Origin of the sequence: Martelella mediterranea DSM 17316 (genome assembly GCF_002043005.1) — a bacterium.
In the GTDB taxonomy this organism is placed as follows: Bacteria; Pseudomonadota; Alphaproteobacteria; order Rhizobiales; family Rhizobiaceae; genus Martelella; species Martelella mediterranea.
On sequence record NZ_CP020330.1, the window covers coordinates 3,576,804 to 3,593,548 of the forward strand.

12 protein-coding genes are annotated in these 16,745 nt (G+C 61.6%); 2 read left to right on the forward strand and 10 right to left on the reverse strand.

The window, feature by feature from the left end:
- Positions 1–9: 9 nt before the first annotated feature.
- On the reverse strand, positions 10–3,780 hold the full coding sequence (gene metH, locus Mame_RS16620) for a methionine synthase (RefSeq protein ID WP_018064302.1): 3,771 nt from the start codon (positions 3,778–3,780) through the stop codon (positions 10–12).
- Between the two features lie 262 nt (positions 3,781–4,042).
- Between metH and Mame_RS16625 the strand changes: the two genes are divergently transcribed.
- Entirely contained in the window at positions 4,043–5,299 is a 1,257-nt protein-coding gene (locus Mame_RS16625) for an AGE family epimerase/isomerase (RefSeq protein WP_018064303.1), read from the forward strand.
- A gap of 99 nt (positions 5,300–5,398) precedes the next feature.
- Positions 5,399–6,325, forward strand: coding sequence for an N-acetyl-gamma-glutamyl-phosphate reductase (gene argC, locus Mame_RS16630; RefSeq protein WP_018064304.1), 927 nt, complete (start codon positions 5,399–5,401; stop codon positions 6,323–6,325).
- Positions 6,326–6,640: 315 nt separating this feature from the next.
- On the opposite strand, the gene Mame_RS16635 is transcribed toward argC, so the two are convergent.
- From Mame_RS16635 to nuoH, 9 genes are all read right to left on the reverse strand, one after another.
- The gene (locus Mame_RS16635) at positions 6,641–8,314 is read right to left on the reverse strand and encodes a ribonuclease J (RefSeq protein WP_018064305.1); all 1,674 of its coding nucleotides are present in this window, start codon (positions 8,312–8,314) and stop codon (positions 6,641–6,643) included.
- 6 nt (positions 8,315–8,320) lie between these two features.
- The gene (locus tag Mame_RS16640) at positions 8,321–9,085 is read right to left on the reverse strand and encodes a biotin--[acetyl-CoA-carboxylase] ligase (protein WP_018064306.1); all 765 of its coding nucleotides are present in this window, start codon (positions 9,083–9,085) and stop codon (positions 8,321–8,323) included.
- A gap of 1 nt (position 9,086) precedes the next feature.
- Complete coding sequence (nuoN, locus tag Mame_RS16645) at positions 9,087–10,526, reverse strand: NADH-quinone oxidoreductase subunit NuoN (protein WP_026173390.1); 1,440 nt, start codon at positions 10,524–10,526, stop codon at positions 9,087–9,089.
- Between the two features lie 17 nt (positions 10,527–10,543).
- Positions 10,544–12,055, reverse strand: coding sequence for an NADH-quinone oxidoreductase subunit M (locus tag Mame_RS16650; protein WP_018064308.1), 1,512 nt, complete (start codon positions 12,053–12,055; stop codon positions 10,544–10,546).
- Positions 12,055–14,064, reverse strand: a complete 2,010-nt coding sequence (gene nuoL, locus Mame_RS16655; RefSeq protein WP_018064309.1) for an NADH-quinone oxidoreductase subunit L — start codon at positions 14,062–14,064, stop codon at positions 12,055–12,057. The genes Mame_RS16650 and nuoL overlap by 1 nt, the downstream gene beginning before the upstream one ends.
- 7 nt (positions 14,065–14,071) lie before the next feature.
- Positions 14,072–14,380: an NADH-quinone oxidoreductase subunit NuoK gene (gene nuoK / locus Mame_RS16660; RefSeq protein ID WP_018064310.1), complete on the reverse strand. Its 309-nt coding sequence runs from the start codon at positions 14,378–14,380 to the stop codon at positions 14,072–14,074.
- 41 nt (positions 14,381–14,421) lie between these two features.
- Complete coding sequence (locus Mame_RS16665) at positions 14,422–15,030, reverse strand: NADH-quinone oxidoreductase subunit J (protein ID WP_018064311.1); 609 nt, start codon at positions 15,028–15,030, stop codon at positions 14,422–14,424.
- 135 nt (positions 15,031–15,165) lie between these two features.
- Positions 15,166–15,657, reverse strand: a complete 492-nt coding sequence (gene nuoI, locus Mame_RS16670) for an NADH-quinone oxidoreductase subunit NuoI (protein ID WP_018064312.1) — start codon at positions 15,655–15,657, stop codon at positions 15,166–15,168.
- Positions 15,658–15,696: 39 nt separating this feature from the next.
- On the reverse strand, positions 15,697–16,743 hold the full coding sequence (nuoH, locus tag Mame_RS16675; protein ID WP_018064313.1) for an NADH-quinone oxidoreductase subunit NuoH: 1,047 nt from the start codon (positions 16,741–16,743) through the stop codon (positions 15,697–15,699).
- Positions 16,744–16,745: the final 2 nt, after the last annotated feature.

Genomic DNA, 16,745 nt, shown 5'->3' on the forward strand with positions numbered 1-16,745 from the left:
CGCCGCCGCTCAGGCGGCGTCGTCCACCGGCTTGGCGTCGGCCGGAATGTAGTTGAGGATCGGGGAGAGCCAGCGTTCAGTCTCCTCGATGCTCATGCCCTTGCGCCTGGCGTAGTCCTCCACCTGATCGCGCTCGACCTTGGCGACCCCGAAATAATAGCTGTCGGGATGGCCGATATAGATGCCGGAGACGGAGGAGCCGGGCCACATCGCGTAGCTTTCCGTCAGTTCCACGCCGGTCGCATCGGTCGCATCGAGAAGATTGAACAGTGTCTTCTTCTCGGTATGGTCGGGCTGGGCCGGGTAGCCGGGCGCCGGGCGGATGCCGCCATAGCCTTCGCCGATCAGCTCGGCATTCGAAAGCGCTTCGTCCGGCGCATAGCCCCAATATTCGCGCCGCACCTGTTCGTGCATGCATTCGGCGAAGGCCTCGGCGAAGCGGTCGGCGAGCGCCTTGACCATGATCGAGGAATAGTCGTCATTGGCGCGCTCGAAGCGCTCGGCGATCGCGATTTCCTCGAACCCCGCCGTCACCACGAAGCCGCCGACATAGTCCTGCTTGCCACTGTCGAACGGGGCGACGAAATCGGACAGCGCCACATTCGGGCGGTCGCCGCGCTTGGAGAGCTGCTGGCGAAGCGTGAAGAAGGTGGCAAGCTCTTCTGTGCGCCCCTCATCCTTGTAAAGCCGGATATCGTCGCCGATGGCGTTCGCCGGCCAGAAGCCGATCACGGCGCGCGGGCGGAACCACTTCTCGTCGATGATCTTTTTCAGCATCGCCTGGGCGTCGTCAAACAGTTGCCGTGCGGTCTCGCCCTGCTTCTCGTCTTTCAGGATATCGGGATAACGGCCCCTCAGCTCCCAGGTCTGGAAGAACGGCGTCCAGTCGATATAGCGCGCCAGCGTTTCGAGGTCGTAATCCTCGAAGGTCTTGGTGCCCAGGAAGGATGGCCGGGTCGGCTCGTAGGCGTTCCAGTCGATCTTCACCGCATTGGCGCGGGCGGCCGGCAGCGGCAGGCGGTTCTTGGCGGCCTCGGCCTTGCGGTGGGCATCGGCGACCTTGGCATATTCGGCGCGGATATTGCCGATATAGTTGTCCCGCGCCTCCGGCGTCAGCAGCGAGGAGACCACGCCGACCGCACGGCTGGCGTCGGTCACATAGATCGCCTGCCCCTTCTCATAGGCCGGATGGATCTTCACCGCCGTATGGACGCGGCTGGTGGTTGCCCCACCGATCAGCAGCGGAATATCGAAGCCCTGCCGCTCCATTTCGGCGGCGACATGCACCATTTCGTCGAGCGAGGGCGTGATCAGGCCGGAAAGCCCGATGATATCGGCCTTGTGCTCCTTGGCGGCGGCGAGGATCTTTTCCGACGGCACCATCACGCCGAGATCGATGATCTCGTAATTGTTGCAGGCGAGCACGACGCCAACGATGTTCTTGCCGATATCGTGGACGTCGCCCTTGACGGTCGCCATGATCACCTTGCCGGCGGCCTGACCCTGCTCGCCGCCATTGAGGCGCTTCTCCTCTTCCATATAGGGCAGCAGCACGGCCACGCCCTGCTTCATCACGCGGGCGGATTTCACCACCTGCGGCAGGAACATCTTGCCCGCGCCGAACAGGTCGCCAACGACGTTCATGCCGGCCATCAGCGGTCCTTCGATGACGTGCAGCGGGCGTTCGGCAGCCTGCCGGGCTTCCTCGACATCGGCCTCGATATATTCGGTGATGCCGTTGACCAGCGCATGTTCCAGCCGCTTCTCGACCGGCCATTCGCGCCAGGCGAGGTCCTGCTTGCGCTCCTCGGTCTTGCCCGTGCCGCGGAAGCGCTCGGCGATCTCCAGCAGACGCTCGGTCGCATCCGAACGGCGGTTCATCACCACGTCCTCGCAGGCCTCGCGCAGCTCCGGATCGATGCTCTCATAGACGATCAGCTGACCGGCATTGACGATGCCCATGTCCATGCCCGCCTGAATGGCGTGGTAGAGGAACACGGCATGCATCGCCTGGCGCACCGGCTCGTTGCCCCGGAACGAGAAGGAGAGGTTCGACACGCCACCGGAAATATGCGCGCCCGGCAGCGTCTCGCGGATGGTCTTGGTGGCCTCCAGAAAGTCGACGCCGTAATTGTCATGCTCCTCGATGCCGGTGGCAACGGCGAAGATATTCGGATCGAAAACAATATCTTCCGGCGGAAAGCCGACCTTTTCCGTGAGGATTTTATAGGCCCGCGTGCAGATTTCCACCTTGCGCTCATAGGTGTCGGCCTGACCCTGCTCGTCAAACGCCATCACCACGGTCGCCGCGCCATAATCGCGGATGAGCTGCGCGCGCTCGATGAATTGTTCCTCGCCTTCCTTCAGCGAGATCGAGTTCACCAGCGACTTGCCCTGCGCGCATTTCAGCCCGGCCTCGATGATCTCCCATTTGGAGGAGTCGATCATCAGCGGCACGCGGGCGATATCCGGTTCGGCGGCGATCAGGTTGAGATATTCGACCATGGCCTTTTCAGAATCGATCAGGCCCTCATCCATGTTGATGTCGATGATCTGCGCGCCGGCTTCCACCTGATCGCGGGCGACATCGAGGGCGGCCGCGTAATCGGCATTGGTGATCAGCTTGCGGAATTTGGCCGAGCCTGTGACATTGGTGCGCTCGCCGACATTGACGAAGGGAATGTCCCTGGTCAGCGTGAACGGCTCGAGCCCCGAGAGCGACATGACGGCGCGGTGCTCCGGCACCTCGCGCGGGGCGAATTCGGCAACCGTGTCGCGGATTTTCGCAATATGCTCCGGCGTGGAGCCGCAACAGCCGCCGATGACATTGACGAGCCCCTGCTCCGCGAACGGCCGGATCAGCGCGGCCATCTCGTCGGGATCCTGATCATAGAGACCGAACTCGTTCGGCAAGCCGGCATTGGGATAGGCGCAGATGAAGGTATCGGCGACGCCGGAGAGTTCCTGCAGGTGCGGCAGCATGGCATCCGCGCCCAACGCACAGTTGAGTCCGATCGTGAAAGCGTCGGCATGCGACAACGAATTCCAGAACGCGGTCGGCGTCTGGCCGGAAAGCGTGCGGCCGGAAAGGTCAGTGATCGTGCCGGAGATCATCAGCGGCAGTTCGATGCCCTTTTCGCGGAAAGCCTGACGCGCGGCGAACACCGCAGCCTTGGCATTCAGGGTATCGAAGATCGTCTCGATCAGGATCAGATCCGATCCGCCATCGATCAACCCGTTGATCTGCTCGCGATAGGCGTCGCGCAATTGATCAAAGGAAACAGCGCGGTAGCCGGGGTTATTGACGTCCGGCGAGATCGAGGCCGTGCGGTTGGTCGGGCCGACGGCGCCGGCGACGAACCGCCTGCGGCCATCTTCCTTTTCCGCCCGGATCGCGGCGCGGCGGGCAACCCGCGCACCGTCCCGGTTCAGATCGTAAACGATGTTTTCCATCTGGTAATCGGCCTGCGCGATCCGCGTGCCGGAAAACGTATTGGTCTCGATGATGTCCGCGCCCGCCATGGCATAGGCGAAGTGGATATCCTCAACCGCCTTGGGCTGCGACAGGATCAGCAGGTCGTTATTGCCCTTCTGGTGGCAGGCGCAGCCGATGAAGCGGTCGCCGCGGAAATGATCCTCGTCGAAGCCGAGCCCCTGGATCTGCGTGCCCATCGCGCCGTCGAGAACCAGAATGCGCTCGCGCGCGGCCTTTTCCAGCGCGGCGCGGATTTCCTTGCCGTCGCGCTTCGGCGCTTCTTCCCCGAACAGGTCGTCAAACATCACTCATCTCCAGAATTTGAAGCTGCGAGATCACATAAAGATATCTTTATGTCAATATATAGCGCCCGATTTCAACCCATTCAGCGCGCGACGCAGCTGTCACCTATGTGTTTCATTGTTTGCGCATGATCAAGGACGATGCAAATCAGAATTGTGATGATGTCGTGAGCGCGATATACCTTAATCAATCGTCACACGCTGGGCTTGCCGGCGTGCCTGCATAGCATGGCCGGTTCCGGCCGCACAAATTGGAGGATTTGCCATGAAGCCGAAGATCAATACGCTGGTCGCCCCGCCGCGCTGGATCAAGAGGCCCTATCACCGCGAATGGCTGATGCAGCAGGCAAACAAACTATTCGATTACTTCCAGTACCGTTCGATCAATCCGAAGGGCGGCTTTTACGAGTTCGACAAGCTAGGTCGCCCGACCGGCGGCGACAATCCGGTGCGCGGCATCCACACGACGACCCGCATGGTCCACTGCATGGCGATCGGCCACCTTCTCGGCCGTCCCGGCTGCGACGACCTGTTGGACCACGGCATGAATTATCTGTGGGAGCATCACCGCGACAAGCAGCATGGCGGCTATTTCTGGCAGGTCGACAATGACGGCCCGTGCGGAGAACCCACCAAGCAGGCCTATGGCCATGCCTTCGTGCTGCTGGCCGCCTCCTCCGCCAAGTTCGCCGGCCATCCGCTGGCCGACGCCATGATCGCGGACGTGACAGAAGTGATCAACACCCGCTTCTGGGAAGAACAGCATGGCGCGGTCGCCGAGGAATTCGAGACCGACTGGACGCCGGTACCCGGCTATCGCGGCCAGAACTGCAACATGCACATGACCGAGGCGCTGATGGAAGCCTATGAGGTGACCGGCGATGTCGAATACCTCACCAAGGCCAAGCGCATCGCCGAACTGATCATCAAGAAGCATGCGACGGCGTGCGAATATCGCGTGGCCGAACACTTCACCGAAGACTGGAAGGTTGATTACAACTATTCCGGCAACGAAATGTTCCGCCCCTCCGGCACCACGCCCGGCCACTGGCTGGAATGGACCCGGCTTCTGCTCCAGCTCTACACGCTCACCGGCCGCTCGCATGAGTGGATGCCGAAGGCGGCGCGCGAACTGTTCGTCTCGGCCTTCAAGTTCGGCTGGGACTTCGAAAAGCGCGGCATCTTCTACACGCTCGACTGGAACAACCAGCCGAAGAACCGGGCGAAGCTCTGGTGGCCGCATGCCGAGGGCATCGGCGCCACCCACTTCCTCACCGCCCATTTCGGCGAGGACATGCACATGTATGCCTATCGCAAGCAGTGGAGCTTCATCGCCAACCACCTGCTCGATCATGAAAATGGCGGCTGGCATGAGGAATTGTCTGAGGATCTGGTGCCGCAGGCCACGCTGTTTCCCGGCAAGAGCGATATCTATCACGCCCTCCAGGCCTGCCTGATCCCGCTCTACCCCGCCGTCGGCAGCCTGCCGGAAATGATCTTCCGCGACGTCAAGCAGCCCTGAGGCCGCCAGCCCGACTCAATGATTGCGGTACAGAATGATTGCGGGCCGGCCCGGCCCGCTCTATATAACGCTGCGTAATCCCCATCGAAGGACGAGACCATGGCAGCGAAAATCTTCATCGACGGCGAACACGGCACCACCGGCCTGCAGATCCGCAGCCGCATGGAAAGCCGCCGCGATGTCGAGATGCTGTCGATCCCGCATGAGGAACGGCGCAATGCCGCGATGCGCGAGGATATGCTCAACAGCGCCGATATCGCGATCCTGTGCCTGCCGGATGACGCCTCCAGGGAGGCCGTCGCCATGCTTTCCGGCAACAACAAGGTCCGCGTCATCGACACCTCCACCGCCTACCGCACCGATCCCGACTGGGCCTATGGCTTTGCCGAGATGGACAAGGCCCAGGCCGGGCGCATCCGCGCCGCCCGCCATGTGGCCAATCCCGGGTGCTATCCCACCGGCGCGATCGGCCTGATCCGGCCGCTGAGGGCTGCCGGTATTGTGCCCGACAGCTACCCGGTCACGATCAACGCGGTCTCCGGCTATACCGGCGGCGGCAAGACCATGATCGCGCAGATGGAGGACGCGAGCCGCGACGACCATATCGACGCGCCGTATTTCCTCTACGGGCTCAGCCTCAAGCACAAGCACGTGCCGGAGATGACGACCCACGGCCTGCTCTCCCGCCCGCCGATCTTCTCGCCCTCCGTCGGCCGCTTCGCGCAGGGCATGCTGGTGCAGGTGCCGCTCTATCTGGAAGACCTCGAAGGCGACCAGACGGCGGAGAGCATCCACGCAACGCTTGCCGAATACTACGCCGGACAGGACATCGTGCAGGTGGCCCCGCTTGAAACAAGCGCCGCCTTGCCGCGCCTCAACGCCGAGGAACTCGCCGGCCAGGATATCATGCGGCTCTACGTCTTCGGCAGCGGCAGCCAAGTCAATCTGGTGGCCCAGTTCGATAACCTCGGCAAGGGCGCCTCGGGCGCGGCGGTTCAGAACATGGATCTTATGCTTTCGGCGTGAGGTTGGGAAGCCGCTCGAATCCGGCAGCGGACGCAGCGGCATTTCGCCTACCGACTTCCAACGAGCTCTCAGCCCACAATCTCCCCCCTTTGAGGGGGAGATGCCCCGACAGGGGCAGAGAGGGGTGAACCCTCTCGGCAAATTCGGCTTTTAGGGCTTACGCCCTTTACCCCTCTCTGTCGCTTACGCGACATCTCCCCCTCAAGGGGGAGATTGGGGCTGCAACGCCGTGATTAAGACCACGGCATGCCAATAGCTGCTCCGGATTCAAAAACAAAACCTTGTGAGCAATTTATCGACCTGCTCGATAAGCCCTCACCCAAGCTTGTTCACAAACACCGTCACCACCGGCTTCTTGCCCCAGCACTCGTTGGCCGCCGCGCGGACGGAGCGGCGGATGGCTTCGCGGACCATGCCGAGATCCTTGCGGCGCGAGCGCGGAATGCTTTCGACGGCGCCCAGCACAGCGTCGAACAGCACGTCCTCCATCTTCTCGTCGTCATCGTCGAAACCCGGAAGGCCGATCGGCACGACATCGGGATCGCCTGAAAACTCGAACTTCGAATTCAGTACGACATTCACCGAGACATGACCGACGAAGGAGAGCTTGCGGCGATCGCCGATGCCCATTTCGTCGAACCCGCCGATCAGCTTGCCGTCCTTGAACACGCGGCCCGCTTCGACATGGCCGATCACCTCGGCGGGACCCGGCGCAAGACGCAGCAGGTCGCCGTTCCGCACACGCGGAACCTGGGCGATGCCGCTCTGCTCGCCCAGTTCCTTCTGCGCGGTCAGGTGCTGGGCCTCGCCATGGACGGGCACGAGGATCTCGGGCCGGATCCATTCATACATCTGCTTCAATTCGTTGCGGCGCGGATGGCCGGAGACATGCACCAGCGCCTCGCCATCGGTGAGGATATGGACGCCCTGCTCCACCAGACCGTTCTTGATCTCCTGGATCGCCTTCTCGTTGCCCGGAATGGCGCGCGAGGAAAACACCACGAGATCGCCGGCGGCAAGCGCCACATTGCGCATCTCGTCGCGCGAAAGCTTGGCCAGCGCCGCGCGGCTCTCGCCCTGCGAACCGGTCAGGATCGCGACCACTTTGTCGCGCGGAATATAGCCGAACTCGTCCTCGTCGACGAACGGCTTCACGCCTTCCATCAGGCCGAGATCGCGGGCGACGGCAACCGCGCGCTTCAGCGAGGAGCCGAGCAGCAGCACCTGGCGGCCCGCCTCGTCCGCGGCCTTCGCGATCGAGCGGATACGGCCGATATTGGAGGAAAACGTGGTCAGCGCCACGCGGCCCTCGGCGTTCTCGATGACCTTCCGGAGGCTTGCCGAAACCTCCTCCTCCGACGGCGACACGCCGTCGCGCATGGCATTGGTGGAATCGCACATCAGCGCCAGCACGCCCTCGTCGCCGATCGCGCGGAAGCGGGCCTCGTCGGTCTTGGGCCCAAGCGTCGGCGCGTGGTCGATCTTCCAGTCGCCGGTATGGACGATATTGCCGAGCGGGGTGCGGATCGCCAGCGCCATCGGCTCGGGGATGGAGTGGTTGACCGGCACGCCCTCGACCGTGAACGGGCCGACATTGATCGTGTCGCCGCCCTTGAAGATCGTTACCGGGATTTCGCGCATCCAGCTGTCATATTCGCGCTTGGCCTCCAGCAGGCCGGCGGTGAAGGGCGAGGCATAGACCGGCACGTTGAGGCCGGGCCACAGCGTCGCGATCGCGCCGAAATGGTCCTCATGCGCATGGGTGATGATCATCGCCTTCAGATTGTCGCGCTGCTCGCGCACGAATTCGATATCGGGCAGAACCAGGTCGACGCCGGGCAGATCCGGGCCGGGAAAGGTGACCCCGCAATCCACCATGATCCACTCGCGCTTTTTCGCCGGTCCGTAACCGTAAAGCGCCAGGTTCATGCCGATTTCGCCAAGGCCTCCCAAGGGAAGGAAGACCAGTTCCGCGTTATTGTCCGCCATCAAGCGTTATCCAATTCCATTGTCGAAGAACACGTCGCCCGCGGCAAAGCTGCGCAGGCCGTCCTTCGTTTCCAGTTTCAGCATGCCGGCATCATCGATGCCGACGAAAATCCCCGGAACCTGCTCATGGGCAAGGTTCACGGTAATACGTTCATTGATGCCGCAGGCCGCGCTGCGCCAGCGCGCCACCGTTTCGGCAAGGCCCCTGCCCCGATCCCAGATCTGAAGTTCCTGCGCCATGGTTTCAAACAGATGCGCAAACAGCGTGGCGGGATCGGCGCCGGCGACATAATCGGAAACCCGGGCAATCGGGTAAGGCGCGTCATCCGGCCCGGTCGTCACATTGACGCCCATGCCGATCACGACGGCCAGCCTGCCATCGGCAAGTCGCTCGGCTTCAAGCAGGATACCACAGACCTTGCGGCGGTCGATCAGGATATCGTTCGGCCATTTGATCGCGATCTCGTTGTCGTGATCGGCCATGACCCGTGAAATCGCGCCGTGAACGCCAAGCGCCGCCACCAGCGGCAGTGATGCCGTCATCGCCTGGGGGGCGGGGTCGACAACCAGAAGCGAGGCATAGAGATTGCCCCGCTCCGACACCCAGTTGCGTCCGCGCCGTCCCCGGCCGGTTTCCTGCCGTTCAGCCGTTAGCCACAACAGGCCGGGATCGCCGGCGCGCGCCCGATCCATCGCCTCGCTATTGGTGGAGCCGACGGTATCGAGCGCTTCATGACGGTAGGCGTCTACGGCAAAATCTGTTGCCGCCATCCTAGAAGAGAGCCGCCGCAGCAGCCTCCGCGGCATCGTTCAGCGCACCGCCGAACAGGAGATAGCCGATCGCGAACAGACCGCTGATGCCGAAGACGAAGCGAAGCTCGCCAGCGACGCGGGAGAATTCGACGGTCGGCTCATCGAACCACATCACCTTGATCACGCGCAGATAGTAGAAGCAGGCGACCACGGAGGAGACGATACCGATGATGGCCAGCGTATAGAGCTTGGCATCGATAGCGGCCAGGAACACGAAATACTTGCCGAAGAAGCCGGCAAGCGGCGGAACGCCGGCAAGCGAGAACATCAGTGCCGTCAGCACGACGGCCATCACCGGCTTGGTGGTCGAAAGGCCGGCGAGATCGTCGATATTCTCGACATTGCCGCCTTCCTTCAGCCGCATCGCCATGATGATCGCGAAAACGCCGAGCGTGGTGAACAGGTAGATCGCCATGTAGAGCGCGACGCCCTTGACGCCCGCCTCGCTGTCGGCGGCAAGGCCGACCAGCGCATAGCCCATATGGGTGATCGAGGAATAGGCCATCAGCCGCTTGATGTTGCGCTGGCCGATCGCGGCGAACGCGCCGAGCACCATCGAGGCGATCGCGATGAACACCACGACCTGGCGCCATTCATCCGCGGCCGGGCCGAAGGCTTCGGTCAGAAGCCGGACGATGATCGCCATCGCCGCAACCTTCGGCGCGGAGGCGAAGAAGGCGGTGACCGGCGTCGGCGCGCCTTCGTAGACATCCGGCGTCCACATGTGGAACGGGACCGCCGAAATCTTGAAGGTGATGCCGGCGAGCACGAACACCATGCCGAAGATGAAGCCGAGACCGGTTTCGCCGGCCGAGATCGCGGCTGCGACCGGGCCGAAGCCGATATTGCCGGTGAAGCCGTAGACCAGCGAGATGCCGTAAAGCAGCATGCCGGAGGACAGCGAGCCGAGCACGAAATATTTCAGGCCCGCCTCGGTGGAACGCAGGCTGTCGCGGTTGATGGCGGCGATCACGTAGAGCGGCAGCGACATCAGCTCGAGGCCCATATAGAAGGCGAGCATGTCATTGGCCGAGGTCATCAGCAGCATGCCGGTGGTTGACAGCAGCATCAGCACCGGAAACTCGAAACGGTCGAGATATTCCGGTTCCTCATGACCGACCGACAGGATCATCGACAGCGCCGCGCCGATCAGGGCCAAGGCCTGCATGAACAGCGTGAAGTCGTTGAACACCAGCGAACCGCCGAAGGCCGTGCCCTCGCCCGCCCAGAACAACGCGCCGAAGGCCGCGATCAGCAGGAACACGGCAAGACCCACGATCGTCTGGCCGCTCTTGCGGCCGGCGAACGCGCCGATCATCAGCAGGACCATCGCACCGAGCGCGAGGATCAGCTCCGGCATGATCAACTTCAGACTTGAAAGTAGGAGTTCCGATGTCATGTCCAAAAGATCCTGTCTCAGTATACCGGCAGCGCGATGTTCTTGGTCTGCTCAAGAACGGCGTCATAATGTTGAACGATCTGCGCCACCGGGCCGTGGATCGCCGCGAAGATGGGCTCCGGATAGACGCCGAAGAAGATCGTCAGGAAGATCAGCGGATACAGCACGATCTTTTCACGGGTGCTGAGATCCAGCAATGCCTTCAGGCTGTCCTTTTCCAGTGCGCCGAAGATCACCCGACGGTAGAGCCACAGCGCATAGGCCGCCGACAGGATAACGCCGGTGGCGGCGAACAGGGCAACCCAGGTGTTGACCTGGAAGACGCCGATGACCGTCAAGAACTCGCCGATGAAGCCGGATGTGCCGGGCAGGCCAACATTGGCCATGGTGAAGATCATGAACGCCACCGCGAATTTCGGCATGTTGTTCACAAGCCCGCCATAGGCCGCGATCTCGCGGGTGTGCATCCGGTCGTAGACGATGCCGACGCAGAAGAACAAGGCGCCGGAGACGATGCCGTGCGACAGCATCAGGAAGATCGCGCCCTCAACGCCCTCGGTGGTAGCCGAGAACATGCCCATGGTGACGAAGCCCATATGGGCGACTGACGAATAGGCGATCAGCTTCTTCATGTCGGTCTGCATCAGCGCCACCAGCGAGGCATAGATGATCGCGATGATCGACAGCGCGAAGATGAACGGCGCGAAGTAATAGGACGCGTCGGGGAACATCGGCATCGAATAGCGCAGCACGCCGAACCCGCCAAGCTTCAGCAGAACGCCCGCCAGCACGCCCGAGGCGGCGGTCGGCGCTTCCACGTGCGCATCCGGCAGCCAGGTGTGCACCGGCCACATCGGCATCTTCACCGCGAACGAGGCGAAGAAGCCGAGGAACAGCCAGTATTGCATGTTGACCGGGAAATCATACTCCAGCAGCACCGGCACGCTGGTCGTGCCCGTCACCCAGTACATCGCCATGATGGCCAGCAGCATGAACACCGAACCGGCGAAGGTGTAGAGGAAGAACTTCAGCGATGCATAGACCCGCCGTTCATGCCCCCAGATGCCGATGATCAGATACATCGGGATCAGGCCTGCCTCGAAGAAGATGTAGAACATCACGATATCGAGCGACACGAACACGCCGATGATCAGCGTTTCGAGGATCAGGAAGGCGATCATATAGGCCTTCACCCGATGTGTGATGGCTTCCCACGAGGCCAGGATGCAGAGCGGCATCAGCACCGTCGTCAGCAGGATGAACAGCAGCGAGATGCCGTCGATCCCGAGATGATAGGAGATGCCCGTACCGAGCCAGGGATGGTTCTCGATCATCTGGAAGTTCGGGTTCGACGGATCGAACTTCATCCACACGAACAGCGAGACGATGAAGGTAAACAGCGTCGTCAGCAGCGCGACGTTGCGGATGTTCCTGAGCCCGGTCTCGTTATCGTCGCGGGTGAACAGGATCAGCACCACGCCGACGAGCGGCAGGAAGGTGACTGTTGAGAGAATTGGCCAGTCGCTCATTACCGAGCCCCTCCGAGCATCATCCAGGTTACAAGCGCGGCCACGCCGATCAGCATTGCAAACGCATAGTGGTAAACATATCCGGACTGCAGCTTGACGACGCGGTTGGTCACGTCGTTGACCCTTGCTGCAATCCCGTTCGGGCCGTAGCGGTCGATCACGCCGATATCGCCCTTCTGCCACAGGAAGTATCCGAGCTTCTTGGTGGGCCTTACGAACAGGAAGTCGTAAAGCTCATCGAAATACCACTTGTTGAGCAGGAAGGCGTAGAGGCGCGGAAATGCCTTCGCCAGCGCCGGCGCGGAGGACGGCTTGATCAGGTACATGTAAATCGCGACCACCGTACCCAGCATCATGGCGATGAACGGCGACAGCACAACCCACAGCGGCACGTGGTGATGCTCGTCGAGCACTTCGTTGTGCGGACCGGTGAACAGCGCGCCCTTCCAGAACTCGCTGTAATCATGCCCGAAGAAGTAGGGCAGGAATACATAACCGGCGAACAGTGCGCCGATCGACAGCACCACCAGCGGCAGCAGCATGACCCAGGGGCTTTCATGCACGTGGTGCATGACATCGGAAGACGCGCGCGGCTTGCCGTAGAAGGTCATGAAGATCAGGCGCCAGGAATAGAAGGCGGTGAAGGCGGCGGCAATCACCAGCATCCAGAACGAGAAGTTGCCGAGCGGGCTTGCCGAGACATAGGCCGATTCGATGATCGCGTCCTTGGAAAAGAAGCCGGCAGCGCCGATCGGCGTTCCGGGAATGCCGGCGCCGGTGATGGCGAGCGTGCCGATGATCATCGCCCAGAAGGTGACCGGGATATGCTTTCTCAAGCCACCCATGTGGCGCATGTCCTGCTCGCCGGAGACCGAATGGATCACCGAGCCGGCGCACAGGAACAAGAGCGCCTTGAAGAAGGCGTGGGTGAACAGATGGAACACGCCTGCGCCGAAGGCCCCTGCCCCAAGGGCTGCAAACATGTAGCCGAGCTGCGAGCAGGTAGAATAGGCGATCACGCGCTTGATGTCGTTCTGCACCAGACCGATGGTGGCGGCGAAGAAGGCGGTGATCGAACCGATCAGCGTGACGAAGGTGAGCGCCGTCGGCGACAGTTCGAACAGCGGCGACATGCGGGCGACGAGGAAGACGCCGGCGGTCACCATGGTGGCGGCGTGAATGAGGGCGGAAACCGGCGTCGGGCCTTCCATCGCGTCCGGCAGCCAGGTGTGCAGCAGAAACTGCGCAGATTTACCCATCGCGCCCATGAACAAGAGCAGGCAGACCGTGGTGATCGCGGTCGACACATCCATGCTCATGCCGAGGAAATGCAAAACGGAAACATTGCCCTGTGCGGTCTGCAGCGTGACCTCGCCATTGGCAAGACGCTCGGCGGCGGAGAAGATCGGATCGAAATTGATGGTGTGCGCCAGGAAGAACAGGCCGGCAATGCCGAGCAGGAAGCCGAAGTCGCCGACGCGGTTGACGATGAAGGCCTTCATCGCCGCAGCGCTCGCCGACGGCTTCTTGTACCAGAAACCGATCAGCAGATAGGAGGCAAGGCCGACGCCTTCCCAGCCGAAGAACATCTGCAGCAGATTGTCGGAGGTGACCAGCGCCAGCATGGCGAAGGTGAACAGCGACAGATAGGCGAAGAAGCGCGGGCGATGCGGATCGTCATGCATGTAGCCCACCGAATAGAGGTGGACGAGACAGGACACCGTGTTGACCACGACCAGCATCACCGCCGTCAGCGTGTCGACGCGAAGCTGCCAGAGAACGTCGATATCGCCGGAGGTGATCCAGCGCATGACCGGCACCTGGATGACGAAATCTTCCGCATGGGTCAGGAAGCCGACGGAAATGAACACATACCAGGACAGCACGGCCGCGACCGCCATCAGGGCGATCGTTACCCATTCGGTGGCCTTGGCACCAATGCGGTTTCCGAAGAGGCCGGCGATGAGGAAGCCTACGAGCGGCAGGAAGACGATGAGTTTGTAGATCATCTGGAAATCAGCCCTTCATCACGTTGACGTCTTCGACCGCGATCGAGCCGCGGTTGCGATAGAACACCACCAGGATCGCCAGACCGATGGCGGCTTCGGCCGCCGCGACGGTCAGAATGAACAGCGCGAAGACCTGGCCGACCATATCGTTCAGGAACGAGGAGAACGCGACCATGTTGAGGTTGACCGAAAGCAGGATCAGCTCGATGGACATGAGAATGATGATGACGTTCTTCCGGTTCAGGAAGATGCCGAAAACACCAATCGTGAAGAGTATGGCACTGACCGTCAGGTAGTGGGAAAGTCCGATTTCCATTGCGTTGTCCTTAGATCCCGTATCCCTGCAAATTCTCGTTCTTATATGCCCTGGCCAGGCTTGACCTTGACGGTTTCGTGCGCGCTTTCAGGCGTGCGCGCAACCTGCTTGGCAATGTTCTGGCGCTTGACGTCCGGGCGATGCTTCAGCGTCAGCACGATCGCGCCGATCATGGCGACGAGCAGGATGAGGCCGGCCACCTGGAAGAAATAGGCGTAATGCGTGTAGATCACGTCGCCGATCGCCTTCACGCTCGATGTATCCGCCGGCATCGGCATCGCGGTATTGGCGGCGATATCGGCCGGAATGAAGGTGCCGCCGACGACCACGATCAGCTCGGCCAGAAGCACGATCCCGATCAGAGCGCCCACCGGCGCATAGTGCAGAATGCCGGACCTGAGCTCGGCGAAGTCGATGTCGAGCATCATCACCACGAACAGGAACAGCACCGCCACCGCGCCGACATAGACCACCAGCAGAAGAAGGCCGAGATATTCCGCGCCCGCCAGGATGAACAGCGCCGCCGCATTCACGAACACGACGATCAGGAACAGCACCGAATGAACGGGGTTCTTCGCCCAAATCACCATGAACGCCGACGCCACGGCGACGAACGCGAAAATATAGAAAAAAAGAGCATGGAGACCCATGATGGTGCCTTCTCTTCGTGGTCGCAGCGGCTCCCGCCACTATCACATTTGCAAAAGCCCCGCCGCCGGATGCGGCAGGCCCTTCATTTCAGGTTTATCGAACCGCCGGGCGAAATCCCCCCGCCCGACCTCTCCTTACCGGTAAGGCGCATCCATCGCGATGTTCTTCGCGATCTCGCGCTCCCACCGGTCGCCATTGGCGAGCAGTCGTTCCTTGTCATAGTACAGTTCCTCGCGCGTCTCGGTGGCGAACTCGAAATTCGGCCCCTCGACAATCGCTTCCACCGGACATGCCTCCTGGCAGAAGCCGCAATAGATGCACTTCACCATATCGATATCGTAGCGCACCGTGCGGCGGGTGCCGTCATTGCGGCGCGGGCCGGCCTCGATGGTGATCGCCTGCGCGGGACAGATCGCCTCGCACAATTTGCAGGCGATGCAGCGTTCCTCGCCGTTCGGATAGCGGCGCAGCGCATGCTCCCCGCGAAAACGCGGGCTCACCGGCCCCTTTTCGAAGGGGTAGTTCACCGTCGACTTCGGGCTGAAGAAGTAGCGCATCGTCAGAAAGAACGCACCGACGAACTCCTTCAGGAAGAGCGCGTTGAATGCCTGAGCGACAGAACCCATTTCACAATCTCCAATCCGGTGCTGTTACCAACACCTGCATCAGCCGACCCAGCCGGTCAGTTTGACGACGAAAGCGACGATCACGACCATGGCGAGCGACAGCGGAAGGAAGACCTTCCAGCCAAGACGCATCAGCTGGTCGTAGCGGTAGCGCGGCACGAAAGCCTTGACCATGGCGAACATGAAGAAGCACAGGCACACCTTGATCAGGAACCAGATCACGCCGGGGATCCAGTTGAGCACCGCCACATCCAGGATCGGCAGCCAGCCGCCGAGGAACAGCGTGGTCGTCAGCGCGCACATCAGCACGATCGCGGCATATTCGCCGAGCATGAACATCATGTACGGCGTCGAGCCATATTCGACCATGAAGCCGGCGACCAGTTCCGATTCCGCTTCCGGAAGATCGAAGGGCGGACGGTTGGTCTCGGCCAGCGCCGAAATGAAAAACACGATGAACATCGGGAACAACGCCAGCCAGTTCCAGTCGAGGAAGGACGGCGGCAGGCCGATCATCGTGCCAAGGCCGGTCTGCTGGGCAAACACGATATCGGAAAGGTTCAGCGAGCCGACCGTCAGCAGCACGGTGACGATGACGAGGCCGATCGAGACTTCGTAGGACACCATCTGCGCCGCGGACCGCAGCGATCCGAGGAAGGCGTATTTCGAGTTCGAGGCCCAGCCGCCCATGATCACGCCGTAAACCTCAAGCGAGGAAATGGCGAAAATATAGAGGATGCCGATATTGATATTGGCGATCACCCAACCATCCGCGACCGGCATCACCGCCCAGGTGGCGAGCGCCAGCGTCACCGAGATCAGCGGCGCCAGCAGGAACACGACCTTGTCCGAGCTTGCCGGGATGACCGGTTCCTTGAACACGAATTTCAAAAGGTCGGCGAAGGACTGCATCAGGCCGAAGGGACCGACGACGTTCGGTCCGCGGCGCATCTGCACCGCCGCCCAGATCTTGCGGTCGGCAAGCAGGATGAAGGCGATGCCGACCAGCAGCAGAACCAGGAGCAGCAGCGACTGGCCGATCATGATCAGCGCGGGCCAGAGATACGTCGAGAAAAAAGAATCCATTG

Bases quoted from the DNA above. Each gene is read 5' to 3' on its own strand.
- Mame_RS16625 (WP_018064303.1), top strand. From the start codon at position 4,043: ATGAAGCCGAAGATCAATACGCTGGTCGCCCCGCCGCGCTGGATCAAG.
- Mame_RS16665 (WP_018064311.1), bottom strand. From the start codon at position 15,030: ATGGGTCTCCATGCTCTTTTTTTCTATATTTTCGCGTTCGTCGCCGTG.
- nuoI (WP_018064312.1), bottom strand. From the start codon at position 15,657: ATGGGTTCTGTCGCTCAGGCATTCAACGCGCTCTTCCTGAAGGAGTTC.
- Mame_RS16640 (WP_018064306.1), bottom strand. From the start codon at position 9,085: ATGGCGGCAACAGATTTTGCCGTAGACGCCTACCGTCATGAAGCGCTC.
- argC (WP_018064304.1), top strand. From the start codon at position 5,399: ATGGCAGCGAAAATCTTCATCGACGGCGAACACGGCACCACCGGCCTG.
- Mame_RS16635 (WP_018064305.1), bottom strand. From the start codon at position 8,314: ATGGCGGACAATAACGCGGAACTGGTCTTCCTTCCCTTGGGAGGCCTT.
- nuoH (WP_018064313.1), bottom strand. From the start codon at position 16,743: ATGGATTCTTTTTTCTCGACGTATCTCTGGCCCGCGCTGATCATGATC.
- metH (WP_018064302.1), bottom strand. From the start codon at position 3,780: ATGTTTGACGACCTGTTCGGGGAAGAAGCGCCGAAGCGCGACGGCAAG.
- nuoK (WP_018064310.1), bottom strand. From the start codon at position 14,380: ATGGAAATCGGACTTTCCCACTACCTGACGGTCAGTGCCATACTCTTC.
- nuoN (WP_026173390.1), bottom strand. From the start codon at position 10,526: ATGACATCGGAACTCCTACTTTCAAGTCTGAAGTTGATCATGCCGGAG.
- nuoL (WP_018064309.1), bottom strand. From the start codon at position 14,064: ATGATCTACAAACTCATCGTCTTCCTGCCGCTCGTAGGCTTCCTCATC.
- Mame_RS16650 (WP_018064308.1), bottom strand. From the start codon at position 12,055: ATGAGCGACTGGCCAATTCTCTCAACAGTCACCTTCCTGCCGCTCGTC.